Below are 25,496 nucleotides of genomic sequence, written 5' to 3'. Positions count from 1 at the left end.
ACTCCGGCGGCAAGGGACGACAACGCGCCGCGCAGACGAGCGCAGAACGTCAAAGCCCGGATGCGGCTCATTCAGCCGCTACCGCACGGTTAATTTTCACGTCTGGCGCAACCTGTCCCCGGCAGCCTGACCAGACCCCACATGCCGCCATCGAACGTGGCAAACACGTTCTTGCGCGCGAAACTCAGCGCGCAGGAACGGCGGCGTAGGCCCCACCCAGCGTCACGACCGTAAGAGTCGTAGCAGGCGCGTGGCGCCTGGCTGGGCAAGACGTGTGCATCGAATGCTCGATACCTGACGGCCGTCCATAACCGCGACAGCCCATACTTGAGTGGCGATCCGCGCTCCCATTTGTGATGGGGACGCATCGCCTTGTGGCAGCACGATTCCTCGTGCATGGGGTCCATTATACCTAAAACAGAATGCTGTGTTGCTAAGCGACTGAAAACCTTGATGAATCTTCACCATTGCTGCAAAAATCAGCAGACAAAACCTCTCGACGGAAGCACTCCCGAGTCGCGGCAAACCTCGGCGCGCCGCGTTGAGACGCCGGTACAATCAACGTTTTTCCCGCGGCGCCGTCATCCATGAAAGTCACCTTGATCCCCGTTACGCCGTTCCAGCAAAACAGCTCGCTGCTCGTTTGCCAGGCGACCGGACGCGCGGCCGTTGTCGATCCAGGCGGTGACCTCGACGTGATTCAAGGCGAGATCGCACGCCAGAACGTGAACGTGGAGAAAGTCTTCCTGACGCACGGTCACATCGACCACTGCGCCGGCGCGAAGACGCTCGCCGCGCACTACGGCGTGCCGATCGAAGGCCCGCATCCCGATGAACGCTTCTGGCTCGACAAGCTGCCGGATCAAAGCACGCGGTTCGGCTTTCCCACCGCCGAGGCGTTCGAACCGGACCGGTGGCTCGACAATGGCGACACAGTGCAGTTCGGCGAGGAGGCGCTCGAGGTGTATCACTGCCCGGGGCACACGCCCGGGCACGTGGTGTTCTTTAGCCGCGCACACCGGCTCGCGCTAGTCGGCGACGTGCTGTTCGCCGGCTCGATCGGACGCACGGATTTTCCGCGCGGCAACCATGCGGATCTGGTGCGCTCGATTCGCGAAAAACTTTGGCCGCTGGGCGACGACGTCACCTTCGTGCCGGGCCACGGCCCCACGTCGACATTCGGCGCTGAGCGGCGCAGCAATCCCTACGTTGCCGACGGAGTCGTCGCATGAGCAGTGAAATCTACGTCAGCACCGACGTCGAGGCAGACGGCCCTATTCCCGGTCCGCATTCGATGCTGAGTTTCGCATCGGCCGCCTATACCGAAGACAAGCAACTCATCGCCACCTTCTCCGCGAATCTCGAATTGCTTGGAGGCGCCGCGCCACACCCCGTGCAAGAAGCGTGGTGGAAGACGCAGCCTGAGGCGTGGGCGGCCTGCCGTATAGATTTGCAACGCCCGGAAGCAGCGCTCGCGGCTTACGTCGATTGGGTCGAGGCGCTGCCCGGCAAGCCGGTGTTTGTCGCCATGCCGGCCGGCTTCGACTTCACCTATATGTTCTGGTACATGATGCGCTTTGTCGGCCGCTGCCCATTTTCATGGTCGGCGCTCGACATCAAGACACTTGCGTTTGCAATGACCGGCTTGCCGTATCGCAAGAACATTAAGCCGCGCTTTCCGAAACGCTGGTTCGACGAACATCCGCATACGCACGTCGCGCTCGACGACGCCATTGAACAGGGCGCGCTTTTCTGCAACATGCTGAAGGATCTGCGCGCGATGCAGGCTGCGGCTCTGGCGGCCGGCGAAGAAGGGGACGACTCAGGACAAAATCCCGCTGAGGAACCGGCAAATTAGGTAATCTCCCTCGTCGGGGCCGTTTTGCATTGCGTTTCGTTTTCGCGCCCTCTACCATGCGGTGATACGGCGACGCAAACGGAGGCGCAGTTGACACTCGATACGTTCTCTCAAAAAATCCTGCGCCTTTTGCAGCTAGATGCACGCCGTTCGGTGCAAGAAATATCCGACCAGGTCGGCCTGTCGAGCACGCCCTGCTGGCGGCGCATCAAGGACATGGAGCAATCGGGCGTGATCCAGCGCTACACAGCGCTACTGGATCGAGAAAAACTGGGGCTGCACGTGTGCGCGCTCGCGCACATCCACCTCACGCGCCACACCGAGGGAGGCGTCGAACAGTTCGAGCGGGAAATTGCCACGTGTCCGGAAGTCACCGAGTGCTACAGCACGACCGGCGAGTCCGATTACATCCTCAAGATCGTCGCGCCCGACATCAAGGCGTACGACACGTTTCTGCACGAACGCATCTTCAAGATTCCCGCGGTTGCTCAGGTGCGCACGAGCGTCGTGCTTCGCGAAATCAAATTCGATACGCAATTGCCGCTGTGATCCGTGCTGCCTGATAACACCCGGGCATGAAGCTTAAGCCCGAGCCGGTGCCGCCTGGTTCGCGAGCGGCGATGCATTGAGCGCGGCTCGCAATTGCGCGCGCTACCGCTGCTCGTCGTGTCGATTGCGCGGCTCAGCTCGCGCCATGCGGGACCGTGCTCTTGCGGCGATGGTCGCTGACGCCGGCTTGCGTCGACGAACCGCTTTGCGTCGCCGGCGTGCTCACCTCCCGCAGCACATCAAGCTTGCGCGCGCCGAGGCGGCGCTTCAGCGCGGCGAGATCGACACGCTCTAGCGCTTGTCTATCCTCTTTGTCAGTGTGATGAGAAGGCCGCACGGGGAGCACTACTTCGACGTCGAGCCCCGTGCTCAGATAGTGAATGTTCACCGCCGCAGCCTTCACGCCACCCGCCGCCAACGCAGCGTTGACATCGGCAACGATCCGCTCGCGAGAAGGCAAACCCACCGGAGGATGCGCGACTGCATCGTTCTCCGGATCGACGTGGATCAGCGCGTCGAGCACACGGTTGTCGCTCAGCACGCGCAGCCGCGCGCTCTCGGCGATGTAGTGCCCCTCGGACACAGAGATCAGCGGATCGACTAGGATATGCGCGTCGACTAACGCGAAATCGCCCATTTTCCGCGTGCGCAATTCGTGGACGTCGCGCACACCGGGCGTGGACAGCAGCAGCGTGCGCATGTCGGCAGTCGCAGCTTCATCCAGCGCGCGGTCGGATAGGTCCTGCAGCGCGTCCCAGCCGAACATCCAGCCCATGCGCGCCACCATGAACCCGACGATCGCGGCGGCGATCGGATCCAGCAGTCGCACACCTGCCAGGCTGCCGAGAATACCGAGCGCCACCACCAGCGACGATGCCGCGTCCGAACGCGCATGCCATGCGTTCGCAATCAACATGGCCGAGCGCACGCGTTGGGCTTCGCGCAGCATGTAGCGGAACAGTCCTTCTTTGGAAAACAGCACGAGCACGGCCACGATCAGCGCGCTCAAATGAACGGCTGGGATGCTGTCTAGGTCAGCGAGGCGCGTGCCGGCGCGCCACAACATGCCGACGCCGACTGCAATCAGCAGTGCGCCCAGGAATAAAGAAGCCACAGTTTCATAACGGCTGTGGCCGTAATTGTGGTCGGCGTCGGGCTTCGCGCCGCTGTGCCGATTGGCAAACAGGACGACGAAATCGGAAATCAGATCGGCGAGAGAATGGATACCGTCGGCCACGAGTGCCTGCGAGTGCGCAAACACACCGATGGCGATTTGCAGCGCCATCAATACCGTATTCAGCGCAATACTCACGAACGTACTTTTGCGCGCGACGCGGTGTTTTTCGGCGGACTCAATGGCGACGGAAGGCATCTCGAAGAAGCAGGAGTTCAATGCCTCCATTCTACCCGCCGCGTCTTCCAAAGGAGCGCAGGCTCTAGAAAAAGACCTTTTAAAATCAGCCGCTTATGAAAACGAAAAGCATTCGCATTCTGCCCGCACCGAGGCGACGCGCGAGAACTATCGCGAGTTTTCATGCATCAATGAAAAGGCCGCGTTCCGAACAGTACGCGGCCTTTCTTGACGAGGCCACCGCGTGCGCGACAGGCTCGTATTCGTATTACTTTTAATGCGACGGGTATTTACGTCCAGGTAATCGCCTGCAGGGATTACTTCTCAATCAGAAACTTCTCGCGATCCAAACCCGCAATCCAGCGCGGCGGTTTGCCGCGGCCCGACCATGTGCTGCCGCTTTCCGGATCGCGGTATTTAGGTGCAACGCCTGCGCGCGGACGAGCGGCTTTGCCGCCTTTGACTGCGCGGCCGCCACCCAGTTCGCTCAGAGAAATGCCGTAGTCGGCCATTTTCTGTTTGATTTCGTTCAGCACTTCCGCGTATTCCCGCGACTTCGCCTCTTCGATCTGCTTTTCCAGCTTCTCTCGCTGCGCGAGTAGTTCCTTGTAGGAAGACATAGGTTCCCTTGTGGTTTGGATTAACGACTGTCGGTCTCGAGCCGGCTTGCCCTTTGAAAGTGTTCATGCCTCGGAATTTGAACGCGAGATTAACACAAAATAGAAAGACTACAAATGCGTCTGAGTAAAACTAATACTTCTCCGTTTCAAAAACTTTCGGCGCGGTCCACTGTCGCACGCCGCCTTTCATTTTGCTGGCTCCGTAATTTTGGATGGAAAGACTATGCCGACCGGTAAATATGGGATTAATTATCAGCAGATGAAAATTAAGATACGCCGCGGAACAAAAACATTTCATTTCATGAAAGCTTCCACATGAAACGTCGTAACATATTGCGGCGTCGCCTTGTCCATGTTTTTCCGCGATAAGGTTTTCCCGAATCGCAATAAACGCCTAATTGGCTCGCCGCCGAAGGCAATCTTCCAGTGCCGCGTACAAGGTTTCCCTGTCCGGCTTCGCACTTTCGAATGCGAAACGTTTGCGCAGGCTGTTTTGTCTCAAATCCGCGCCATACCGATCCACGCCAATAAGCTGGTACCCGCAGCAGTCGGACAGCTCGTCGGCAAATTCTGCGATGAGCGCTTCCTCCTGACCGGCATCGAGCGCAGGCATCGGGTCCAGTTCGTCGCCGCCGAGCCATCCCATCGCGCCAAACCCGCCGATGTAGCGCAGGCGGCCGAGCGTCATCGTCCAGAACGTGAAGTCGCCGAGCACGAGATAGCGCTCGGCATGGGGGTGGTAGCGCAGATAGCGCGCGACGAGTTCGGGCGTGGGATCGACCGGTTCGAAGGTGCCCAGCAACGTGACACGCTGACCATTGAGCACATCGCCGTCGGGCGCGTCAACCACCAGAAAGCCGGCGCGCGGGTCTGCATGCAGGTTATGCGTATGCTCTGCGAGCCGGCTCACCAGAATGGTAGGCCGGTGCCGCTCGTCTGGCGCGAATGGCAGCACGGACGGATAAGGGAAGCCTTCCGGCTGACGCGCGTGCGTGGCCAGCGTGCCGACGGCCGCGGTGTGCAGCAGGTGCAATGGAGCTTGTGCGGGAATGTTCAATTGCCCTCCTTGATGAGTGAGCGCGGATTGCCGCAGATCGCGAGCACGAGTTGCCCGGCCGGGCCGCCGGAACTGTCGCACGTGTTAGTCGCCAACACTTGCGGCCTGTGCCAGCCGTCTCCAACGCGCGGTTTCACCGCGTCAAGCATAAGATAGCCCGCTTCGTTAGAATCGGAAATTCGCTTTCAGTGCGCTTTCTTCTGCATATCTCCAATTCACGAGACTTCTGTGTCCGATCGTTCCTCCGAATTCGCCGCCATCCCATCCGCTCACCGGGACCTGTCCTACACCGTTCGGCAGCGAGCGCGCATTGCGACGATGGCCGTGTTTTTCATCGCCGGGATGGTGTATGGGTCGTGGGGCGTGCACGTGCCGACGGTGCGCGACCGTTTCCAGTTGAGTCCCGCCTTGCTGTCGCTCGCACTCCTCGCCGTCGCTGGCGGCTCGATCGGCGCGATGGCGGCCAATGCTTCGTGGATCGCGCGAGTCGGCACACGCCGCGCCTGCCTTACCGGCGGCCTCGTGATGGCGCTGTGCGCCGCACTAATTCTCGTGGTGCCGTTTTACTGGCTCCTGTTGGTCGTGCTGGCCATCTTCGGCGCGGGCATGGCTACGCTCGACGTCGCCATGAACGCTGAGGCCAGCGCCGTCGAAAAGGCGCTCGGCAAGCCGATCATGTCGTCGTTGCACGGCATGTTCAGCGTCGGCGGGATGTCCGGCGCGGCGGCCGGCGGCGCGCTGCTCGCGCACGGCATGGCGCCGGCCGTGCATCTCGCGTTGGCCGCCGCCGTCAGCGCGCTGGTTCTGATCGCGGCCTGCCCGTCGGTGTTGCCGCATGTGCCGCAAGAGGACCACCCCGACTCCGCGACGCCGCGCGCCAATCGCTGGCGCTCGCCGGCGCTGTGGGCGCTCGGCACGATGGCGCTCGTCGCGCTGATCGCGGAAGGCGCGATGTACGACTGGGCGACTGTCTATATGCGCGACGTCGTCCTCGCTACGCCGGCCTTGGCGAGCGCCGCCTATGCGGCGTTTTCCGGCGGCATGGCGGCCGCCCGCTTTGCCGGCGATGCTGTGCGTGCGCGCTTCGGCGCTCCGCAACTGGTAATGGGCAGCGCGACGCTTGCGCTCGCCGGAATGATCGGCGCGCTTTTACTGCCGACTCCGGTCGCGGCGCTCGTCGGTTTCACGTTGATGGGTCTTGGCCTCGCCAACATGATGCCGGTGCTGTTCGCGGCGGCGGCAAGCGTGAAAGGCATCCACGCGGCCGAGGGTCTTGCCCACGTCGCGGGACTCGCGTACTTCGGATTGCTGTTCGGGCCGGTCGTGATCGGCGCGGTCGCGCAGGTGACCAATCTGTCGATCGGGCTCTCGGTGGTCGCCGTGTGCTGTGCGCTGATTGCTGTCGCAGGCCCGAAAGTGCTGCGGCGCCTGAAAATCTGAGGAATTCGCGCGACGCTGCACGAGATTTCGCCGTCACCGGTTTCGCCGATTCACGTGTGCGGCGTTACGTTACGTGCCGCGCCCACGCGGATGTGTTCCAGCGCACATTTCTTTAGCCAACTCGTTCGAGATTCGCCTGACGCGGCGCGCAAACCCTTGCGCGGCCTGGCGTTTAACTTCCGCCGCTTGAACCTCTCGCGGATGGCCTGCTCGGTGGCCTCGCCGGCATCACTGCGAAGAAGTGAAGAATAGGAATAACAACAACAGATAACGACGCGGATTAAAAGCGTCGCAGGTGGAAAAGCGAGCCGGTTACCTGACTCGCCATTTTTTCACCGCGTTGTCTCAACGGATGACGGAAATGAAGGCACCTAACAAGGCGACCCTCATGCGCGCGTTGCGATTCGTCATGCTTAGCAATTCGCCAAGCGCAAGCGTATCCCGCCCGCCGTGGTTTGCGGCGCAACGCGCCGTGAGCATCGCTTAACAACATCTGCCCGACGCATCGCGCCTCCACTCGCCGCCCACGATCCGCGTGGACTCATACACTCGCAAACGATTGCGCAGATACGAACGCGCGCAGCAAAACCCACCGCTTTGCGCCACCCAAAAGAAAAGGCACGCGACCCAAGGTACGCGTGCCTTTTTAACCATGCGATCGCGGACAGCGCAACGCTGCCCGCACACAGGCGGTATTACATCTTCACCACGTCGAGCAGCGACTTCTTGCCCGACTTGTAGTTGTACAGCGAGATCACGCCGTGCTTGAGGTCGCCCTTCGAATCGAACGTGGTTTCACCGATCACACCCTTGTAGTCGGTGTTCGGCATTGCAGCCAGGATCTTCGCCGGATCGGTCGAGTTCGCACGCTTCATCGCGTCAACGATGATGTACACCGCGTCATACGTGAACGGAGCGTAGATCTGGATCGGCTGGCCGAAGCGCTTCAGATACTTCGCCTGGAACGCCGGGCCGCCTTCCATCTTCTCGAGCGCCATGCCAGCTTCCGAGCAGACGATGTTGTCGGTTGCGTCGCCGGCCAGATCGGACAGCTTGTCGGTACACACGCCGTCGCCTGCCAGCACCTTCGCACGCAGGCCGAGCTGCTTGGCTTGCTTCGCGAACGGGCCGCCGGTGGCGTCCATGCCGCCGTACATGATCGCGTCCGGGTTTTCGCCCTTGATCTTCGTCAGAATTGCGCGGAAGTCGACAGCCTTGTCGTTCGTCGCGTCGTGCGACATCACGTTGAGACCCAGCGACTTCGCCGTCTTTTCAAACTCGTTCGCGAGACCCTGGCCATAAGCGGTCGAGTCGTCGACGATCGCGACGCTCTTCACTTTCAGGCCCTTTGCTGCGTAGTTGGCAAGTGCCGGACCTTGTTGCGCATCGGTCGCGACGACGCGATACGTCGTCTTGAAACCTTGCTGCGTGTAGGCCGGGTTCGTTGCCGACGGCGAGATCTGCACGATGCCCGCATCGCTATAGATCTTCGAAGCCGGAATCGACGTGCCCGAGTTCAGGTGGCCGACCACTGCGACGACCTTGTCGTCGACCAGCTTCTGCGCGACCTGCGTAGCGGTACGCGGGTCGGCTGCGTCGTCTTGCGCGTCGAGTTGCAGCGTGACTTTCTGGCCGCCGATCGTCAGGCCCTTTGCGTTGATTTCTTCAACCGCGAGGCGCGCGCCGTTTTCGTTGTCTTTCCCCAGGTGAGCGATACCGCCAGTCAGCGGTGCAACGTGACCGATCTTGACGACCGTGTCAGCCGCAGCCGATGTTGCCAACGTCGCGAACAGCATCGCCGCAGCGCTGATCGGCAACAGCTTTTGAATCTTGATGTTCATGTAAGTCTCCAGTTTCGGTCCCAAAAACAACGTAATCGCCCTGTGCCCCCGCTTCCCCTACACGTGTCGCTCAGTCCCGTGGACGACCACGCCGGTTGCATCGTTCATGCACTTGGCCAGCACGTCCGCCGGACTGTTTGTGGCAGGCGGCGACCCGTACTTGCGCGCAAGTGTAGGCTATCAAATTAATTTGTGGGACTTTTTTGAGGAAGTGGGATGAACACTAATAGCGTTTATCCAGGACGAACCGCTTCTGGCTTGCGTCGCGGCCCGCAGAGCGCCAGCCCATGCGGGTTTCCGCTATATGAGGAGTGACTTCGGAACCAAGCCCTAGAGCTTTTAGCGGGCTAAACCGTTAATGGTTCGAATAGGCTTCGAGCGGCCTTTGAATGTGAAATCGACGCGCGCCGCAAGCGGAGGACGATGCGCGCCTGAGTCATGCTCGATCAGCGTTTGAATGCCGCGATGCGCGCGCTTGCCGCTTGCCATTCCCGCTCGAGTTGCTGCATCAACTCCGTCGCGCTGAAGTCCTCGCGCCGCGCACGGCCCAAGGGCGCGCCCTGCCCCGACCACAGCGAGAGATAGTCGCTGTTCTGCGCGCGGGCGGCGGTCTGACGCAACTCCTGCGTCAACGCGTTTTGCACGGGATATGGCGCGATCTTCTGCGACGCTTCGCTCAAACGCTGCATCAGCGGATTGCGTATGCCGCGGGCATGACGGCCTGTGATCGCACGGGTCACCGAGGTCGACGTGTCGGAGATCGAGCGCAGCCGGTCTTTCCATGCCTGTGGTATCGCGCTCTCGCGGCTCGTCAAAAACGCGGTGCCCATGACCGCGGCTTGGGCGCCGAGCGCAAGCGCGGCGACGATCCCGCGTCCATCCATGATGCCGCCCGCGGCGAGCACCGGCAGTCCGGTTGCGTCGACGAGTTGCGGCACGAGCGCCATCGTGCCGACCAGCGCCTCTTCAAATGAACCGATGAACGTGCCGCGATGCGCGCCCGCCTCCGAACCTTGTGCGGCAATCGCATCGGCGCCGGCATCGCGCCACGCGATGCCTTCGGCGACATGCGTCGCGGTGCCGATTACATACTGACCGTTGGCATGCAGCCGCGCGACATCCTCGCGCGTCAGCAAACCGAATGTGAAGCTCACCACCGGCACGCGCGACTCGATCAGCGCTTCCAGTTGCGCGCGGAAATCAGGCGCATAGCGTTCGAGCGGCCGGCCAGGCGGCAAGCCCAGGTCCGCGCGCAACGGGTCGATCGCTTCGAGCGCACGGCGCACGGTCGAGTCGTCCGGCGAGGCCGGCTCCAGTACGAACAGATTCACGCCAAACGGACGATCCGTGAGCGCGCGAATCGCGGCGACATCGATTGCGATTTTCTCTGGCGACAGCGCCGCGCCCGCGAGCGTGCCCAGCCCGCCGCTGTTCGACACGGCGGCCACCAGCTCGGGCGTGGTAGCGCCCGCCATCGGCGCCTGCACGACCGGCACTCGCAATGCAAAGCGTTCGGCAAACGGCGTCACAAAACTGCCTTCACTCATGATCGATTCTCCTTCGCGCAACCCGCTCGCCGTAGTGGCGAACCGCTACCGTGGACTCTACCGGCGTGGCGCGCAACGGAAAAATGAATTATCGAGAACGTTTCAATCGTCCTACGAGATTGCCTTTACGACGCGCGCCGGGCGGGCTTGCGAAGGCTGCGCGCAAGGCTTCGGAGGCGCCTGCCTGCAACAGCATCCTTTTGGTGGCAAACTGACCGCCCGCTTCAGGCATTCCAGCCTCTTGCAACTTATCCAGACTCAACTCGCAGACTGAACTCGCGCGGCAACGCGCGGCTATGGAGAACACCATGAGCACCACTTCGCGATGGATCGACATCCCCGCCGGCAACGACACGTTCGGCGGCTACCTGGCGTTGCCCAAGAGCGGCAAGGGCCCGGCCGTCATCATCATCCAGGAAATCTTCGGCGTGAACAGCCATATCCGCTCGGTCGCGGATCAATACGCGCAGGACGGCTACGTCGCGCTCGCACCGGACGTGTTCTGGCGCGTGCAGCCGCGCGTCGAGTTGACGTATGAAGGCGCCGACCGCGCGAAGGGCGTCGAACTGATGCAGAAGCTCGACGCGAACGAGGCCGCCGACGACATTGGCGCCACAGCCGCGGCACTGCGCGCGATGCCAGAAGTGACCGGCAAGATCGCCGCCATCGGTTTCTGCTTCGGCGGACGCCTTGCATATATGGCGGCGGCGCGCGGCAGCGTCGACGCCGCGGTCGCCTATTACGGCGGCGGCATCCAGAACCAGCTCGACGAAGCCGCGAAGATCAAGGTGCCGATGCAGTTTCACTACGGCGAACTGGACGCGCATATTCCGCTGTCGGCCGTCGGGCAGATTCAGGAGCGCTTTGCGGGCCGCGCCGATACGGAGTTCCATATCTATCCGAACGCCGATCACGGCTTCAACTGTTCGGACCGTGCGTCGTATAACCAGCGCGCTTCGGCGCTCGCGCATGGCCGCACGCTGACGTTCCTTGGCGAGCGTCTGTAAGTCCGAGTCGATACTCGCGATGATGCGCGCGGCTCGTCACGCCAGCGCGTAAGTCAGTTACCCTGTCAAAGAGGGCGCGTCGCCGCGCGCCGTCTTCTTTTGTGCGCGCATAAACGGTTCGACGATCGCGGCGAGCCTGTTCGCCCGAGCCGTTGATCGCGAGCACGAACAACAGGCATTCAACGTCCGGCATTCAATATCAGGCAGCGAGGGCTCCTCCGTCGTGCTTTCAGACTATCTTGCTCATGACGCCATCGGCCTTGCCGAACTGGTGCGAACTCGCGAAGCCAGCGCGCGCGAGTTGCTGGACACAGCGATCTCGCGCACCGAAGCGGTCAATCCCGCGATCAACGCGATCGTGCTCAAGGACTACGACGCCGCACGCGAACGCGCGTCGCGTTACGACGCGAGTATGTCGAACGGCGCGAATCGCGTGGACGGCGACGCTGCTCCGACCGCCAGCGCCGCGCTCGCCGGCGTGCCCTATCTAATCAAGGATCTCGGCGCTGCCGTGGCAGGACTGCGCATGACGATGGGCAGCCGCCACTACCGTCACTTCATTCCGGGCGACGACGCCCCGGTCGTTGCGATTGCGAGAGCAGCGGGCCTGAACATCTTCGGCAAGACCAGCACTTCCGAGCTTGGCCAGATGCCTTATACGGAGCCCGAACTGTTCGGTGCATGCCGCAATCCGTGGAATCTGGACCATACGCCGGGCGGCTCCAGCGGCGGCGCGGCAGCGGCCGTCGCGGCCGGCATCGTGCCGCTTGCCCATGCGTCGGACGGCGGCGGCTCGATCCGCATTCCGGCTTCGTGCTGCGGCCTCTTTGGCCTGAAACCGTCGCGCGGACGCGTGCCGCGCATGCCCGCCGCGGTCACGGCGGGCGAACTCGGCATCGATCACGCCGTATCGCGCAGCGTGCGCGACAGCGCGTTGTTGCTCGACCTCCTTGCAGGCAACGCGGGCCGTCCGCCTGGCGCGCCGGGTACATTTCTCGGCGCGAGCCGCGAGCCTTGCAAGCCGTTGAACATTGCCTACGTCACCGAACCGATGCTCGCGCCATCGCTCTCCGCCGACGCACGCGCCGCACTCGATGACGCGGCGCAACTGGCAAGCTCGCTAGGACACAACATCGAGCCGATTTCGCTTGGCATCGATTTCGCGGCGGTCCGGCATGCGTTTCTCACGCTCTGGTCCGTCACGGCGGAAGATCTGGTGCTCAACGCCGAGCGCATCACCGGACGCAAACCCCTGCGCGACGAGTTCGAAATTTCGACGTGGGCGATGGCGCACGTCGGCCGCAAACTCGGCGAGCGCGGGCTGCCCGCGGCGCTCGAAGAACAGCGCCGCATCACCGAACGTCTGACCGGTCTGCTGCAGCGCTACGACGTAATTTTGTGCGCGACGCTCGCGGGGGCACCCATCAAGATCGGCGAAATGCAGCCCACTTCGACCGAGCGCATGCAAATGCGCGCGGTCAGCGCAATGCCGCTCGAACCGCTGCTGAAGAAACTGCTCGCCGAAGCGTCGAACAAGGCGTTCGCGTGGGCGGGCTGCACGGAGCTATTCAATCTGAGCGGCCAGCCGGCCATGTCGATACCGCTTTACTGGAATGCCCGCGGGCTTCCGGTCGGCGTTCAGTTTGCAGCGCGTGACGGCGACGAAGCGACGCTGCTGCGCCTCGCCGCACAACTCGAAACGGCGCGGCCGTGGTTCGACAAGCGGCCCCCGCTGATCAAAGCTCGCAGCTAGGCGGCGCTCGTTGGCGAATGGCTCGTTATGAGCCGGCTTGCGGCGCATTGGCAGATCGGCGTTGCGCATGCAGGCCATGCGCGGCATAACGCAATCGTGACAAGCGACGCAGCCCGTCCGCCCATCACGTAGAAAGCTGGCGAAAGCGGCAGGCGAGCCGCGCTATGGCCAAGGGGCGAAGCTGCCGGACAGCATTCCCTCGATGTTGCAGCCAAGCGATAACCGGACAGAGCGCACCCACATGCCGCAAAAAGGGCGTCTGTCGCGCATGGCGGCAGACGCCCGGGGATCGCTCTTCAGCTAGGCACCGCAATCTCGCAGCGCATTTCATGCCGCACCGGAGTGCGACCTCGCAGCGGTGCGATCAAGCCTTCTTGTTATATGCGCTGCACCAACCCTTGGCCGAGACCTGCTTGCCCGCAAACATCGGGCACGGCGCGTAAGGGTCGCTTGCCTTGCCTTGATAGAAACTGCAATTGCCGCAGTCCTGGCCCGGCGCGTACTTCGCAAACTTCGCCTTGTCGACCTTGCTGGCGTCTTCCTTGTAGCCGAGCGCTTGCGCGGTCGGATCGCTTTCGGCGACCTTTGGCGCGTCGGCGAATGCCTGGCGCGACAGCGCGAGCGACGAGGCAACGCCGATACTAGTGATCAAAAACGTACGACGGGAAGCTTTCATGGGGACTCACTCCGTTTGTATTGAACTGATCGCCGTTCTATGACAGCGGTCCCCAAGCATAACAATGAAGCCGCTTCGCGTGACGGCTCAAATGATAGAGATAACCGGATCGCTACGACTCGCGCAAGCGGCGGGCGCCAGACCGAGCCGGCCGTGCTCATGCGCGCCCGCTCAATTCGCACACGCGCTGCGCGATGGCGAGCGAAGCAGTCAGTCCCGGCGATTCGATGCCGAACAGATTGACGAGTCCGCGCACGCCATGCGCGGCCGGCCCCTGAATCACGAAGTCGGCGGCCGGCTCGCCCGGACCCGAGAGCTTCGGACGGATGCCTGCATAAGCGGGCTGCAACGCATGCTCCGGAAGCGCGGGCCAGTAGGCGCGGATCGCCGCGTAAAAAGATTCGGCGCGCTGCGGATCGACGTCGTAGTTGATTGCATCGACCCATTCGACGTCGGGACCAAAACGCGCCTGACCGCCGAGGTCGATGGTCAGATGCACGCCGAGCCCCGCTTCGTTCGGCATCGGATAGATCAGGCGGCTGAACGGCGCGCGCCCCGAGATGCTGAAATAGTTGCCGCGCGCGAGATAGAGCGGCGGCACGTGGCGCGCGTCGAGTCCGCGAATCTTGCGCGCCAGCGCATTCGCGTGCAGTCCGGCGCTGTTGATCACGCAAGCCGAACTGATGGTGGCGGGCGCGTCGCCGCCCACTTTGATGATGAAACGGCCGTTGCTCGCTTCGATTGCCTCGACGGGCGCATGAAACGCAAACACCGCGCCGTCGCGTTCGGCGTCGCCTTGCAAGGCGAGCATCAACTGATGGCTGTCGACGATGCCCGTTTGCGGCGAGAACACCGCCGCCACACATTCGAGCGCCGGCTCGAGCGCCTGTGCCTCGCCGCCGGTAATGCGCATCAGATCGAGCACGCCGTTTTCGCGGCCCTTGTTCATGATGCTTTCGAGTTGCGGAATCTGATTGTTCGACGTCGCTACGAGCAGCTTGCCGCAGCGCGAATGCGGCACGTTACGCTCGACGCAATAGTCGTAGAGCATCTCGCGACCCCGCACGCACAGCGTTGCCTTCAACGAGCCGCGCGGATAGTAGATGCCCGCATGAATTACCTCGCTGTTGCGCGAACTCGTGCCCACGCCGATCGCCTCGGCCGCTTCAAGCACGATCACTTCCCGCCCGCGCGCCGCCAGCGCGCGCGCCACCGCGAGCCCGACCACGCCCGCGCCGATCACGACACATTCGATCTGGTCCATGTCCCTCGACGCAGCCGACTTCGCCACGCGCCGCCTCGTTCACCAATATAGATGACGACAGCATGCAGCCAACGAACGCCGTTCACCGCTCGCTGCCGAACGCACTGCCGTTTCGCAACCCGCTGCGTGGAATTGTACGACGCCGAACAGACACCGATGTCCGCGGCGGTTTCCAGCCGAGGGCATCGGCAGCTTGCGATGCACGAATGGACAGATGCTTAGAAGCCAATCGGTCTACGACGATTGCCGTAATCGAGCCGGATGTCGCCGCCGCCGATCTCATCGCGCCCGTCGATCCGCGCGGCGCCGAAGCCGTTCAAGATCGCGCGGCGCATTTCGCGGGGCGACGCATTTTTCAGCGCGTCGAGTGCGTCATCGCCGAGTAGTTCCGGGAAGCGCAGACCCCAGTTGTGCGCGCCGCGGATTTCCGCGTAGATGGACTGCGCGATCCGACGCGCGCCGTCGCGGTCCGGTGGCGGAATCTCATACACGTTCATCCGGTTCATGATCGGCTCGGGAATCGAGCGCTCGTCATTGGCCGTGGCGATCCAGATCACGTGCCCGGCGTTGATCGGGATTTCGGCAAATTCGTCGATGAAAGCCTGCGCCGTATCGTGCTCCAGCAGCGCATACAACGCGCCCAGTGGGTCGTATTGCGAGTCGCCGGTGGCCTTGTCGATTTCATCTACCGTAATCACCGGGTTGGCATAGCTGCCGTTGACGAGCGCGTCGAACACCTTGCCCGGCTTCGCGTTTTTCCATTGCGACGACGCGCCGGAAAGAATCCACCCGGCCGTCAACGAACTCATTGCGACGTACTGGTAAGCCGTGCCGAGCAGGCGCGCTAACTGCTTCGCAAAATGCGTCTTGCCGATGCCCGGATCGCCGAGCAACAGAATCGGCATCAGTTCGAGCCGGTCTTCCGTCTCGAGACAGAGCGCGACCTGTTTGCGGATATCGTCGAGCGGGCCGGCGAAGTTCGGCAATGCGTCGATCAGATCGTCAATCGACGGCATCCGGTTCGGCTTGACACAGAAGCGCAGATTTCCGGTTTTCAGCATCTTTTCGTAGGTTGTGCGCAACGCCTCGTTGGCGCCTTCGCCGAGATCGTTCAGCGCGGTCTCGACCTGGTCGAGGTCGTACACCTGACTAAAAGATGCCACGGCAATTTCCTGTTTGACCATTGCAGTTGTCATTGCTCACCCCGTCTGGCTGGCCTTGCTGGGCGGCGCCCCGACAGACGCCGTTTCAGGTCCAGTTTAACGAGGACAGATCAGCACGCAAGCCAGCAGTCCTGCGGCTCTGCTGCTAACAATTCGCCGTTTTGACGACGCGCGGAGACGCACCACCGGGATTAGCGGTGCGACTAGAAATGCATTGGCGCTGAACCCGGCCCCGTTTAACGTGTCAGAAAAGCGTTCCGCTCATCAGGCGTAAGATGGCCATCTAACTACGCTGCCGGATGCAGTCACCGGAGATTTGCTCTATGTGGAAAACCAGTATCGCGGCCGTGCTGCTCGGCACTTCGTTGCTTGCACAGGCACAACAACGGCCGCCGCAGCCGGTCGTGCAGTGGGAACTGCAAGTGGTTCGCGACGGCCAGCAGGTCGACGCGTTCGAGGGCACCACCACAGTCGGCCAGGCGCGTACGGATACCCATCACAAGGTGGTGCAGCATAACGTCGGCTGCAAAGATCAGCCGGCGGGCAGCATCGACCTTGCGCGCACCCTCACGGTGTCGCCGCTGCAGGCGGACAGCAACGAAGTCACGCTGTCCATCGAGGCGCAGGAAACTTTCGAGGACGCCGCCGCGCGACAAACCGACACCGGCTGCAAGCTCCCGCCGCAGCCGCGCCAGGTGAGCGCGAGCCATCCGGGCCTGAAAGTGGCGGCCGGTCAATGGGCAAGCTGGACGATCGTCGCCAAGGATCCGACGCTGGTCTATCGCGTGAGAGCGAACCTGACTAACGGGGCAAGTGGGGCAAGCGCGGCAAGTGGAGCGGATGGCCCGAGTGGCACCAACGCCACGAACTGAGCGGCAAGCGAAGGGTTGAAAAGCGAAGTTGAAGAGCCAACCTGAACGTCGCGCGAACAACGCACGAATAATCAAAGCCCTGAAAACAGAACACGTGGATAACGCGGCATGCGAAACCCCGAAGAATTGATCCGCGAAAGCACAGCACCCAAGGATTTTGTGGCGGTGAGCTGGAACCTTCACAAAGGCCGCACGCCGCTCGGCTTTCAGGCCTGGCAGGCCATGCAGCGCTGGGTCCAGTCGACTCAGGCGGACGCCTATTTTCTCCAGGAAGCAATGGCGCGACGCATGCCGTCGCCGGTGCTGGCGAGCAGTTTCGGCGCACCGGTTAGCGACCCGTTAAGCGATGTCTGGCATTGCCAGGCCACCGAAATCGCGCGGGCGCTGCAACTGGAAATCGCGCTCGGGCCAAATGTGTTCAAGCCGTCCTGGCGGCACGGCAATGCGATTCTGTCGCCGCATCCGCTCGATCTCGGCGGACGCTGGGACATCTCCGCGCATCGCTTCGAAAAACGCGGCTTGCTGGTCGCCCGCGCGACGTTCGGCGGCCACTCGGTCACCTTGTTGTGTGCGCATCTTGCGCTCACGCGCTCGGCGCGCCTGCGTCAGATGAACTGGATCGCTCACTGGATCGCGAAGGAAGCGCCGGACGGTCCGCTCGTGCTGGCCGGCGATTTCAACGACTGGCGCAACGACTCCGTGCCGCTTTTCGGCGAACATGGCCTGCACGAAGTGGCAACCCTGCTCGGCGAATCCGGTCGCACTTTCCCGGCCTTCTCGCCCGCCCTCGCGCTGGACAAGATGTTTATCCGCGGCATGACGCCGGTCGAATGGATTCAGCCGACACAGGAGACCGCGTGGCTTTCCGATCATCTGCCGTATATGGCGCGGTTGCGCGTCGAATGACGGCGCGCGCAGCTTGACGTGCAGCGGCGGCGCGCCCCACCTTTTTTCAATGCAGTCGCGTCTGAAAGGTTCTCGCATGACCAGACGCCAAAGCCGCTAGATCCGCTTCGGCGTCCACGTCACCGTGGCCGCGACCTCCTCGCCCGGTTGCAACACGCAGCCGCCCACATGCTCACGCGAGCCTGACGCGTTGAAGCAATCCGTCGTGTTCGTCACCGGTTCCACGCATAGTTGCGCGTCGTTGGCGGGCGCGAAAATCACCATGTGGTCGAACGGGGCTTCGGCGGTCATCGTCAATTGACGACGTTCGTCTGGCCATGCAATCGTCGCTTCGCGCGCCCAGTTGGCAAAATTGTTGTCCAGATCGAAAGCATCCGGCGACAAGCCGTCGTCGCGTAACGCATCGACAGCCGGGTGCGGGCCCAGATGCGTCGGCAGCACGTGGGCGTCGGCGTGCCACATCGCCTCCACTTCGGCGTAGATACGCGTTTGCCGCGTACGCGGATAGTACGGATGATGTCCCATGCCGAAAGGCATCGCCCGCCCCGCCAGGTTTTGCGCGGATAGTGTGATGCGCAATACCTGATCGCCAAGCTCGATGCGCTGCCGCGCACGATAGCGGAACGGCCAATCGCCGGGGATGCCCGAATCCGGTTCATGCTCGAAATGCAGGTCCACCGAGCTTTGCGTGAGCGACGTTACTTGCCACGGACGCCGCCAGGCATTGCCATGCAGCGCGTGCGCGAAGCGACGGTCGTTGCCGCTGAGATCGACGGTGGCGCCATCGAATGCGAAGCGCGCATCGCGAATCCGGTTGCAATAGGGGAAGAGCGGAAAGCTCGCCATGCGCAACGGGTCCTGCTCAGTGAATGCGGCGTATGAAGCGGGCCGCAGCCAGTGCATCGCACCGTTCGGCGTGCTCTCGTAGAAAGCAGCCAGCGCGCCGCCGATGGCGGGCGCGATCACGAGCCGCAGGGGGCCGGCGGTCAGCGAGACAAGCTGCGGCGCGATGGAAGGATCGTCGAGCCAGGCAAGTTCGGTTGCAGCGGGCGGCTTCGGATTGACGGAAACGTCGGGCATGGTGAGAAAAAACGTGGCAACGCGCGAAGACGGCGACAACGCGGACGTTGTAGACGTCGATGTACCGCGCGGAGTGCGCGGTCCCTGCGGATCGTGGGGTCCGCGCGTCGCAGAATCGCACGGCGCGACGCCGCGGTCAATATTATTAGTAATAATCCGGTTCGCCATCGAGACTGAACACCTTGCCGCTCGCGCCGCACGTGACGGGTTAGCGCGCGTTGCCGCGCGCATATTATTAGTGGTACCGTCAGCACGGAATACCGCATGTCTTCGCTTTAGCGCCGCTGCCGCGCGGCCCGCACAATGAAAAAATCGACTCAACGCCGTCCCACCATGACCGACATCGCCAAGTTCACCGGCGTGTCGCAATCGACTGTCTCCCTGGTGCTCAACAACGCGAGCGGCGCGAAGTTTTCCGAGAATACCCGCAAGAAGATTCTCAAGGCCGCCCACGACCTCGGCTACCGCCTTGCGCCGCGCGCGCCGGTCGCGGCATCGAGCGACGAACGCAATCTGATCGTCTATCTCGCCGATGAAATTTCGACGAGCCCGCATCCGGTCGTCAATGTCGACGGCGCGCGCGACGCGGCCTACGCGAGCGGCAAGATGCTGGCCGTCTATTCGACGCACGGCAATGCCGACATCGAAAAACAGGTACTCGACACAACGTTGTCGAACCCGCATGTGTTCGGCGTGATTTACGCGACCGTCTATACGCGCAAGGTGACGCCACCCGCCGCGCTCGCGCGTGTGCCGACCGTGCTGCTGAACTGCTACACGGGCGACAGCGGCTTTTCGTCGGTCGTGCCGGCCGAAGTCGCGGGCGGTCATCTGGCCACCGACTATCTGCTGCAAGCCGGGCATCGGCGCATCGGCTATATCAACGGCGAGCCGTGGCAAGACGCGTCCAAAGACCGGCTCAAGGGTTATCGCACCGCACTCGCAACGGCTGATCTGCCGTATGCGCCCGAACTCGTGCGCGACGGCGACTGGAGCTCGGGCCTCGGCTTCGAACTGACGCTTTCGCTGATGCGCGAACCCAATCCGCCGACTGCAATTTTCTGCGCGAACGACCTGACTGCGATCGGCGCAATCGAAGCGCTGAAGCAGCTCGGTCTTCGCGTTCCGGAAGATGTTTCGGTGCTTGGCTACGACGACCAGGAGATTGCGCGCCACACGCATCCGCCGCTGTCCACGGTCGTGCTGCCGAACTACGAACTGGGACGCTGGGCCGTCGAGACGCTGCTACAGGAGGAACACAACCGCGCGGCCGGTGCGCCGGTGCGGCATCGCATGGTGAAGCTCGACGGGCCGCTGGTCGAACGTGCGTCGGTGCGGGTAATTACCGAGGCGAAAAATCCCATGACTAATATTATTAGTGATTGACCGATAATAATTCGCGGTGAAATAATCGGCAGGTCCGGCGGTGGCAAAGTCGCTGGGCGGCAGCAGAAATCAAAAAGCAAAATACACCTCACCAGGTACTGGAGGAAGACATGGCGTTGCTCAACAAAGAGGCGCGCAGGCACGCGCGCACGCAGAAGAATCGTCCGCTGGCGGGTTCGCTGCTGGCTCTGGCAGTCGGTCTCGGCGCAGGCCTTGGTGCGATGGGGGCGCACGCGGACGACGCGTTGCCGAAGCTGGCCACCAAGACCCCGCTCAAAGTCGGCTTCGCGCAAACCGAAAGTAACAACCCCTGGCGTCTTGCGGAAACACGCAGCTTCAAGGAAGTGGCCGCGAAATGCGGCTGGCAACTCGTGATGACCGACGCCAACGGTTCCAACTCCAAGCAGGTGTCCGACATTCAAAGCATGATCGCGCAGCACGTCGATCTGCTGGTGTTCCCGCCGCGCGAGGAAAAGCCGCTTGCGCCCGTCGTGCTGCAGGCGAAAAAGGCCGGCATTCCGGTGATTCTGGTCGACCGTAATGTCGATCAGTCGGTGGCGGTGGCGGGCCGCGACTACATTACGTTTATCGGCTCGGACTTTATCGATCAAGGGCATCGCGCAGCGGACTGGCTCGTCAAGGCAACGGGCGGCAAGGCGAAGATCATCGAACTCGAAGGCACCACGGGCGCGTCCGCCGCGAACGATCGCAAGAAGGGCTTCGACGAAATCATCGCGAAGAACCCGGGCATGACGATCATCGCGTCGCAAAGCGGCGACTTCGCGCGCGACAAGGGCCGCCAGGTGATGGAAACCTTGCTGCAAGCGCATCCGGACGTCACCGCCGTCTACGCGCACAACGACGAAATGGCGCTCGGCGCGATCGCCGCGATCAAGGCGGCGGGCAAGCAGCCGGGCAAAGATATCCAGATTGTCACCATCGACGGCACCAAGGGCGGACTCGACGCAATCGCCGCCGGCGAACTCGGCGCGAGCGTGCAGTCGAGCCCGTTCTTCGGGCCGCTCGCCTGCGACGTCGCGCAGCGTTACGCGAAAGGTGAAAAGATCCCGACGTGGGTCAAGGTATCGGACCGTTTCTACGACAAGAGCAACGTGCAACAGAGCATGCAATACGGCTATTGACGGCATCGGCGGAAAGCTCGCCAACCCGGCAGTAGGAAGTCTCCGCCTTGAAAACAGTCTCCTCTGAAGGCGGATGACGGAAGGGTTCGAAGCGACGCGCCCGTTAAACCACGGACCGTCGCTTCGCTTTTATGCGGCGTAAGATGGTCAACCGCAACGGGTCGATCGCTGCACGCGCATCAGGAGGACACCTGTGACGCAATCCGGCACGCACACGCCACGCTTTCCACAGTCTTCGCAGTCGCCGGCTTCCGGTGCGCTCCTGCTCGAGATGCAGGACATCGGCATCAGCTTCGGCGGGGTGCCTGCGTTGCGCGGCGCGAATCTGAGCGTCGCGGCGGGCGAAGTACACGCGCTGATCGGCCAGAACGGCGCGGGCAAATCAACCATGATCAAGATCCTGACCGGCGCCTATCGGCGCGGCTGGGGCAGTGTGCGCTTCGAAGGCCGCGAAGTTGATTTCCGCACGCCGAAGCAGGCGCGCGAGGCTGGCATCAGCACGATCTATCAGGAGATCAACCTGGTGCCGTTCCGCTCGGTAGCTGAGAACATTTTTCTTGGCCGCGAGCCGCGCCGCTTCGGTCTGATCGATTGGCGCACGGTGCAGCATCGCGCCGCCGCGCTGCTCGACTCGTTCGGTTTGCATATCGATGTGAAAAAGCCTGTGGGCCGCTATTCGACGGCGATCCAGCAAATGGTCGCGCTCGCGCGCGCCGTCTCCTCCGACGCGAAAATGGTCATCATGGACGAGTCCACCTCCTCGCTCGACGAACGCGAGGTGGAGCTGCTGTTCACCGTGGTGCGCAAGCTGCGCGACGACGGCCGCGCGGTGATTTTCGTGTCGCATCGGCTGGACGAACTGTATGCGCTGTGCGACCGCGTCACCGTGATGCGCGACGGCCAGACAGTCGCGCAAAGCCCGATGGCCGAGATGGACAAGCTGCAACTCGTCACCACGATGCTCGGCCGCACGCTCGCCGCCGTCGTGCACGACGATCCGGCTGCGCGCGAAGCGAATCTCGCACGGCGCGGCAAGCAGGCCATCGCCGCGCGCGATCTCGGCGCGCATCCGAAAGTGAGCGACGTCTCGCTCGAAGTTCATGCGGGCGAAGCCGTGGGTCTCGCGGGCCTGCTCGGTTCAGGCCGTACTGAAACGATGCGGCTAATGTTCGGCGCCGATCCGCTGGAACGCGGGTCGGTCTTGATCGACGGTGCAACGGTGACGCTGAAATCGCCGCAGGACGCCATCGCGCGCGGACTCGCGTATCTCACGGAGGACCGCAAGGCCGAAGGCATCGTTCCGGAACTGTCGGTGCGCGACAACCTCACGCTCGTCTGTTTGCGCACGCTGACCAGAAACGGGATCGTCGATGTGAAAAAGCAGCAGGCGATTGTCGAGCGCTTCATTGCGTCGCTCGGCATCAAGCTGCGCTCCGCCGATCAGCCGATCCGCGAGCTTTCGGGCGGCAATCAGCAGAAGGTGCTGCTCGCTCGCTGGCTCGCTGCCGAGCCGTCGCTGCTGCTGCTCGACGAACCGACGCGCGGCATCGACGTCGGCGCGAAAGCGGACGTCGCGAAGATCGTGCGCGAATTGCGCGACGCGGGGCTCGCCGTGCTCATGTCCGCTTCTGAACTGGAAGAGTTGACGGCGGTGGCCGACCGTGCGGTCGTGATCCGCGATGGCCGGACCGTCGCGGAACTGAACGGCGCGCAGATGAGCGAGAGCGCGATCATGGACGCCATCGCCTACGGCGGCGACAGCCGTTCGCAACTGGCCGAGGCCGCGCAGACGGCGAGTGCCGCACATATCGAAGACGCGCTGGAGGGCGACCGTCATGGTGTTTAAGCTGGACACGGAGTCTTTGCAAAGCGAGCCGCGCGCTTCACAGCCCACCGCCGTGCGCAACTGGCGGCGCCTCGCGATGCAACGCGAAGTGATCGTTCTGCTTGCGATGGTGCTGTTCAACCTGATTTTCACGCCGCATTTCTGGTCGCTACAGACGTTCAACGTGAATCTCACGCAGGTGGTGACGATCGTGATCGTCGGCATCGGGATGACGCTGGTGGTGGCAACAGGGGGCATCGATCTGTCGGTCGGCGCGTCGATGGCGATCTCAGGCGCGCTCGCGCCGATGCTGTTCCTGAACATACCCGGACCCGGCGGCATCGCGCTGGCGTTCGTGTTGCCGGTGCTCGCCGCCGCGCTGTGCGGCGTCTTCAATGGGCTGCTGGTAACAAGGCTCGCCGTTCAGCCGATTGTCGCGACGCTCGTTCTCTTCATTGCGGGACGCGGCATTGCACAAGTCGTCACCGACGGCAGTCTGCAGGCGTTCAATACGCCGGCCTTCCAGTGGATCGCGCTCGGCAAGGTCGCGGGCGTGCCGTTTCAGGTGCTGCTGATGCTCGCGCTGGTCGCCGTGTTCGCGTGGGTCGTGCGTAAAACGCTATTCGGCCAGTATCTGCTGATCACCGGCGGCAATGAGAAGGCGGCGTTCCTATCAGGTGTGCCGACGGCAAGCGTCAAGCTGATCGCCTACACGCTCTGTGCGGCGCTGGCGGGGCTGGCCGGGCTGATTTCGATCTCGGTGAATTCATCTTCCGATGCGAACGTGGTCGGGCTCGGCATCGAGCTCGACGCGATTGCTGCCGTCGCGGTCGGCGGCACGGCGTTGACCGGCGGCAAGGCGTTTATCGGCGGCACGCTGATCGGCGCGCTGATCATCCAGTTGCTGCGCTACACGTTGCTCGCGCACGGCATTCCCGACGCGGCGGCGCTGGTGGTGAAGGCCGGCATTATCGTCGCGGCGGTGTACGTGCAGCGGCGCTCGCGCTAACGCCAAAGGACTTGTCGCGATGAAAAAGAATCTGCCTATCCTGCTCGCGCTGGTTGCGCTCGTCGTGCTCGGCCTCGTGCGCTACGAGCATTTTGCGTCGGCCTACAACATCACATCGTTCTGGCGGTACAACTCGATGTTCGCGCTGATCTCGGTCGGCATGGCGTTCGTGATCATCACGGGCGGCATCGACCTGTCGGTGGGCACGGTCGCGGCCATGTCGAGCGTCGTGGCGGCGCTGGCGAGCGCGCACGGCGGCTGGGTCGCCGTGGTCGCGGGATGCGCGGCCGGGCTCGCTGCCGGCGTGCTGAACGGGCTCATCATCACGCGGCTGAAAATCCTGCCCTTCATCGTGACGCTCGCGACAAGTCTCGGCGCGCACGGCGTCGCGTTGCTACTCGGCAAGAACGACGCGGTGTCGATCGCGTCGGATTCGAACTTCGCCAACTTCGGTCAGGGCGATCTGTTCGGCTTGCCGATTCCGGGGATCGTCGCTGCGGTCGTCGCCGTGGCCGGCTGGCTTGCGCTGCGCAGCACGCGCTTTGGGCGGCATTCGCTCGCCATCGGCGGAAGCGAGGAAGCCGCGCGACTAATGGGCCTGAACGTGGACCGCACGCTCGTGATGGCATATGCGGTCAGCGGCCTGCTCGCCGGCATGGCGGGCGTGATCCTCGCGGCGCAGTTCGGCGCGGGGCAGCCGAACGAAGGCGTCGGCTGGGAGTTGTTCGCGATTTCGGCAGTGGTGCTCGGCGGCACGCTGCTTACGGGCGGCGAAGGCTCGATTGCGATGACGATTGCGGGCGTGTTGTTGCTCGGCCTCGTTTTTAATCTGCTGAACTTTGAGAACGGTCTCGGGTTCATCAGCTTGTCGGCGTATTGGCAATCGGTGATTCGCGGTGTGTTTCTGCTGCTCGTGATCGTTTTGCAGGCGAAAGTGCTGAAACAGCGGGGTAATAAACGGATGGCGGCGCAGGGGCAGACTTAGGCGGCGGGGACTGGGTCGGCGCTGCGCGGGCTTGCTCGGGTGGGGCTTGTGGGCGGACGTGCCGGGCAAGGCTGTGCTGTGCTGTGCTGTGCTGTGCTGTGCTGTGCTGTGCTGTGCTGTGCTGTGCTGTGCTGTGCTGTGCTGTGCTGTGCTGTGCTGTGCTGT

24 protein-coding genes are annotated in these 25,496 nt (G+C 62.9%); 15 read left to right on the top strand and 9 right to left on the bottom strand.

Annotated elements, in window-relative coordinates; translation table 11 throughout:
- Positions 1 to 587: 587 nt before the first annotated feature.
- The 3 genes from F759_RS0125825 to F759_RS0125815 all read left to right on the top strand — a co-directional run bounded on the left by F759_RS0125825 (position 588) and on the right by F759_RS0125815 (position 2,407).
- Entirely contained in the window at positions 588 to 1,232 is a 645-nt protein-coding gene (locus F759_RS0125825; RefSeq protein WP_027802409.1) for an MBL fold metallo-hydrolase, read from the top strand.
- Entirely contained in the window at positions 1,229 to 1,858 is a 630-nt protein-coding gene (locus tag F759_RS0125820) for a 3'-5' exonuclease family protein (RefSeq protein WP_027802408.1), read from the top strand. Before F759_RS0125825 ends, F759_RS0125820 begins: the two co-directional genes overlap by 4 nt.
- 90 nt (positions 1,859 to 1,948) lie before the next feature.
- On the top strand, positions 1,949 to 2,407 hold the full coding sequence (locus F759_RS0125815) for an Lrp/AsnC family transcriptional regulator (protein WP_006050474.1): 459 nt from the start codon (positions 1,949 to 1,951) through the stop codon (positions 2,405 to 2,407).
- A 133-nt stretch (positions 2,408 to 2,540) separates the two neighbouring features.
- Here F759_RS0125815 and F759_RS0125810 read toward each other — a convergent pair whose 3' ends face one another.
- A complete protein-coding gene (locus F759_RS0125810) occupies positions 2,541 to 3,779 on the bottom strand; it encodes a cation diffusion facilitator family transporter (RefSeq protein WP_027802407.1) in 1,239 nt (412 codons plus the stop codon).
- Here F759_RS0125810 and F759_RS0125805 point away from each other — a divergent pair.
- Positions 3,763 to 3,990: a hypothetical protein gene (locus tag F759_RS0125805; RefSeq protein WP_027802406.1), complete on the top strand. Its 228-nt coding sequence runs from the start codon at positions 3,763 to 3,765 to the stop codon at positions 3,988 to 3,990. The two genes, F759_RS0125810 and F759_RS0125805, sit on opposite strands and share 17 nt — an antisense overlap.
- A gap of 85 nt (positions 3,991 to 4,075) precedes the next feature.
- On the opposite strand, the gene F759_RS0125800 is transcribed toward F759_RS0125805, so the two are convergent.
- Positions 4,076 to 4,378 (bottom strand): H-NS histone family protein, encoded by a 303-nt coding sequence (locus tag F759_RS0125800; RefSeq protein ID WP_027802405.1) that lies wholly within the window; start codon positions 4,376 to 4,378, stop codon positions 4,076 to 4,078.
- A 394-nt stretch (positions 4,379 to 4,772) separates the two neighbouring features.
- A complete protein-coding gene (locus F759_RS0125795; RefSeq protein WP_027802404.1) occupies positions 4,773 to 5,435 on the bottom strand; it encodes a HugZ family pyridoxamine 5'-phosphate oxidase in 663 nt (220 codons plus the stop codon).
- Positions 5,436 to 5,663: 228 nt separating this feature from the next.
- Here F759_RS0125795 and F759_RS0125785 point away from each other — a divergent pair, with 228 nt between their 5' ends.
- On the top strand, positions 5,664 to 6,875 hold the full coding sequence (locus F759_RS0125785) for an MFS transporter (RefSeq protein ID WP_027802403.1): 1,212 nt from the start codon (positions 5,664 to 5,666) through the stop codon (positions 6,873 to 6,875).
- A 695-nt stretch (positions 6,876 to 7,570) separates the two neighbouring features.
- On the opposite strand, the gene F759_RS0125775 is transcribed toward F759_RS0125785, so the two are convergent.
- Entirely contained in the window at positions 7,571 to 8,716 is a 1,146-nt protein-coding gene (locus tag F759_RS0125775; protein WP_027802402.1) for a branched-chain amino acid ABC transporter substrate-binding protein, read from the bottom strand.
- A 446-nt stretch (positions 8,717 to 9,162) separates the two neighbouring features.
- Positions 9,163 to 10,263, bottom strand: a complete 1,101-nt coding sequence (locus F759_RS0125765; protein ID WP_027802401.1) for an NAD(P)H-dependent flavin oxidoreductase — start codon at positions 10,261 to 10,263, stop codon at positions 9,163 to 9,165.
- Between F759_RS0125765 and F759_RS0125760 the strand changes: the two genes are divergently transcribed.
- The 3 genes from F759_RS0125760 (at position 10,262) to F759_RS0125750 (ending at position 13,023) form a co-directional block, all read left to right on the top strand.
- Entirely contained in the window at positions 10,262 to 10,537 is a 276-nt protein-coding gene (locus tag F759_RS0125760) for a hypothetical protein (RefSeq protein WP_027802400.1), read from the top strand. The genes F759_RS0125765 and F759_RS0125760 overlap by 2 nt on opposite strands.
- A gap of 34 nt (positions 10,538 to 10,571) precedes the next feature.
- On the top strand, positions 10,572 to 11,270 hold the full coding sequence (locus F759_RS0125755) for a dienelactone hydrolase family protein (RefSeq protein WP_027802399.1): 699 nt from the start codon (positions 10,572 to 10,574) through the stop codon (positions 11,268 to 11,270).
- A gap of 223 nt (positions 11,271 to 11,493) precedes the next feature.
- Complete coding sequence (locus F759_RS0125750) at positions 11,494 to 13,023, top strand: amidase (RefSeq protein ID WP_027802398.1); 1,530 nt, start codon at positions 11,494 to 11,496, stop codon at positions 13,021 to 13,023.
- Between the two features lie 364 nt (positions 13,024 to 13,387).
- Here F759_RS0125750 and F759_RS0125740 read toward each other — a convergent pair whose 3' ends face one another.
- The 3 genes from F759_RS0125740 to F759_RS0125730 all read right to left on the bottom strand — a co-directional run bounded on the left by F759_RS0125740 (position 13,388) and on the right by F759_RS0125730 (position 16,159).
- Positions 13,388 to 13,699 carry a high-potential iron-sulfur protein gene (locus tag F759_RS0125740; RefSeq protein ID WP_027802397.1) on the bottom strand — a complete coding sequence of 104 codons (312 nt, stop codon included), beginning with the start codon at positions 13,697 to 13,699 and terminating at the stop codon, positions 13,388 to 13,390.
- Between the two features lie 157 nt (positions 13,700 to 13,856).
- Positions 13,857 to 14,963: an NAD(P)/FAD-dependent oxidoreductase gene (locus F759_RS0125735; RefSeq protein ID WP_027802396.1), complete on the bottom strand. Its 1,107-nt coding sequence runs from the start codon at positions 14,961 to 14,963 to the stop codon at positions 13,857 to 13,859.
- A gap of 218 nt (positions 14,964 to 15,181) precedes the next feature.
- On the bottom strand, positions 15,182 to 16,159 hold the full coding sequence (locus F759_RS0125730; RefSeq protein WP_027802395.1) for an AAA family ATPase: 978 nt from the start codon (positions 16,157 to 16,159) through the stop codon (positions 15,182 to 15,184).
- A gap of 290 nt (positions 16,160 to 16,449) precedes the next feature.
- Here F759_RS0125730 and F759_RS0125725 point away from each other — a divergent pair, with 290 nt between their 5' ends.
- Both F759_RS0125725 and F759_RS0125720 read left to right on the top strand, forming a co-directional pair.
- Positions 16,450 to 16,998, top strand: coding sequence for a hypothetical protein (locus F759_RS0125725; RefSeq protein ID WP_027802394.1), 549 nt, complete (start codon positions 16,450 to 16,452; stop codon positions 16,996 to 16,998).
- Between the two features lie 108 nt (positions 16,999 to 17,106).
- Entirely contained in the window at positions 17,107 to 17,904 is a 798-nt protein-coding gene (locus F759_RS0125720) for an endonuclease/exonuclease/phosphatase family protein (RefSeq protein ID WP_027802393.1), read from the top strand.
- 96 nt (positions 17,905 to 18,000) lie between these two features.
- Here F759_RS0125720 and F759_RS0125715 read toward each other — a convergent pair whose 3' ends face one another.
- Positions 18,001 to 18,984, bottom strand: a complete 984-nt coding sequence (locus tag F759_RS0125715) for an aldose 1-epimerase (RefSeq protein WP_084534352.1) — start codon at positions 18,982 to 18,984, stop codon at positions 18,001 to 18,003.
- 333 nt (positions 18,985 to 19,317) lie between these two features.
- Here F759_RS0125715 and F759_RS0125710 point away from each other — a divergent pair, with 333 nt between their 5' ends.
- The 5 genes from F759_RS0125710 to F759_RS0125690 all read left to right on the top strand — a co-directional run bounded on the left by F759_RS0125710 (position 19,318) and on the right by F759_RS0125690 (position 25,331).
- Positions 19,318 to 20,370: a LacI family DNA-binding transcriptional regulator gene (locus F759_RS0125710; RefSeq protein WP_027802391.1), complete on the top strand. Its 1,053-nt coding sequence runs from the start codon at positions 19,318 to 19,320 to the stop codon at positions 20,368 to 20,370.
- 110 nt (positions 20,371 to 20,480) lie between these two features.
- On the top strand, positions 20,481 to 21,512 hold the full coding sequence (locus F759_RS0125705; protein ID WP_027802390.1) for an ABC transporter substrate-binding protein: 1,032 nt from the start codon (positions 20,481 to 20,483) through the stop codon (positions 21,510 to 21,512).
- 193 nt (positions 21,513 to 21,705) lie between these two features.
- Positions 21,706 to 23,358, top strand: a complete 1,653-nt coding sequence (locus tag F759_RS0125700; RefSeq protein ID WP_027802389.1) for a sugar ABC transporter ATP-binding protein — start codon at positions 21,706 to 21,708, stop codon at positions 23,356 to 23,358.
- The gene (locus tag F759_RS0125695) at positions 23,348 to 24,346 is read left to right on the top strand and encodes an ABC transporter permease (protein ID WP_027802388.1); all 999 of its coding nucleotides are present in this window, start codon (positions 23,348 to 23,350) and stop codon (positions 24,344 to 24,346) included. The genes F759_RS0125700 and F759_RS0125695 overlap by 11 nt, the downstream gene beginning before the upstream one ends.
- Before the next feature lie 19 nt (positions 24,347 to 24,365).
- The gene (locus tag F759_RS0125690; protein ID WP_027802387.1) at positions 24,366 to 25,331 is read left to right on the top strand and encodes an ABC transporter permease; all 966 of its coding nucleotides are present in this window, start codon (positions 24,366 to 24,368) and stop codon (positions 25,329 to 25,331) included.
- Positions 25,332 to 25,496 lie beyond the last annotated feature (165 nt).

This window comes from Paraburkholderia dilworthii (genome assembly GCF_000472525.1).
GTDB lineage: Bacteria > Pseudomonadota > Gammaproteobacteria > Burkholderiales > Burkholderiaceae > Paraburkholderia > Paraburkholderia dilworthii.
The sequence above is the reverse complement of the archived record's forward strand: the minus strand, read 5'-3'. Positions and strand labels throughout refer to the sequence as shown.

Excerpts from the sequence above, each read along its gene's own strand:
- F759_RS0125715 (WP_084534352.1), bottom strand. The coding sequence starts at position 18,984 with ATGCCCGACGTTTCCGTCAATCCGAAGCCGCCCGCTGCAACCGAACTT.
- F759_RS0125805 (WP_027802406.1), top strand. The coding sequence starts at position 3,763 with ATGGCGACGGAAGGCATCTCGAAGAAGCAGGAGTTCAATGCCTCCATT.
- F759_RS0125720 (WP_027802393.1), top strand. The coding sequence starts at position 17,107 with ATGCGAAACCCCGAAGAATTGATCCGCGAAAGCACAGCACCCAAGGAT.
- F759_RS0125775 (WP_027802402.1), bottom strand. The coding sequence starts at position 8,716 with ATGAACATCAAGATTCAAAAGCTGTTGCCGATCAGCGCTGCGGCGATG.
- F759_RS0125735 (WP_027802396.1), bottom strand. The coding sequence starts at position 14,963 with ATGGACCAGATCGAATGTGTCGTGATCGGCGCGGGCGTGGTCGGGCTC.
- F759_RS0125800 (WP_027802405.1), bottom strand. The coding sequence starts at position 4,378 with ATGTCTTCCTACAAGGAACTACTCGCGCAGCGAGAGAAGCTGGAAAAG.
- F759_RS0125740 (WP_027802397.1), bottom strand. The coding sequence starts at position 13,699 with ATGAAAGCTTCCCGTCGTACGTTTTTGATCACTAGTATCGGCGTTGCC.
- F759_RS0125710 (WP_027802391.1), top strand. The coding sequence starts at position 19,318 with ATGACCGACATCGCCAAGTTCACCGGCGTGTCGCAATCGACTGTCTCC.
- F759_RS0125765 (WP_027802401.1), bottom strand. The coding sequence starts at position 10,263 with ATGAGTGAAGGCAGTTTTGTGACGCCGTTTGCCGAACGCTTTGCATTG.
- F759_RS0125695 (WP_027802388.1), top strand. The coding sequence starts at position 23,348 with ATGGTGTTTAAGCTGGACACGGAGTCTTTGCAAAGCGAGCCGCGCGCT.
- F759_RS0125725 (WP_027802394.1), top strand. The coding sequence starts at position 16,450 with ATGTGGAAAACCAGTATCGCGGCCGTGCTGCTCGGCACTTCGTTGCTT.
- F759_RS0125705 (WP_027802390.1), top strand. The coding sequence starts at position 20,481 with ATGGCGTTGCTCAACAAAGAGGCGCGCAGGCACGCGCGCACGCAGAAG.
- F759_RS0125820 (WP_027802408.1), top strand. The coding sequence starts at position 1,229 with ATGAGCAGTGAAATCTACGTCAGCACCGACGTCGAGGCAGACGGCCCT.
- F759_RS0125825 (WP_027802409.1), top strand. The coding sequence starts at position 588 with ATGAAAGTCACCTTGATCCCCGTTACGCCGTTCCAGCAAAACAGCTCG.
- F759_RS0125760 (WP_027802400.1), top strand. The coding sequence starts at position 10,262 with ATGATCGATTCTCCTTCGCGCAACCCGCTCGCCGTAGTGGCGAACCGC.
- F759_RS0125690 (WP_027802387.1), top strand. The coding sequence starts at position 24,366 with ATGAAAAAGAATCTGCCTATCCTGCTCGCGCTGGTTGCGCTCGTCGTG.
- F759_RS0125810 (WP_027802407.1), bottom strand. The coding sequence starts at position 3,779 with ATGCCTTCCGTCGCCATTGAGTCCGCCGAAAAACACCGCGTCGCGCGC.
- F759_RS0125730 (WP_027802395.1), bottom strand. The coding sequence starts at position 16,159 with ATGACAACTGCAATGGTCAAACAGGAAATTGCCGTGGCATCTTTTAGT.
- F759_RS0125755 (WP_027802399.1), top strand. The coding sequence starts at position 10,572 with ATGAGCACCACTTCGCGATGGATCGACATCCCCGCCGGCAACGACACG.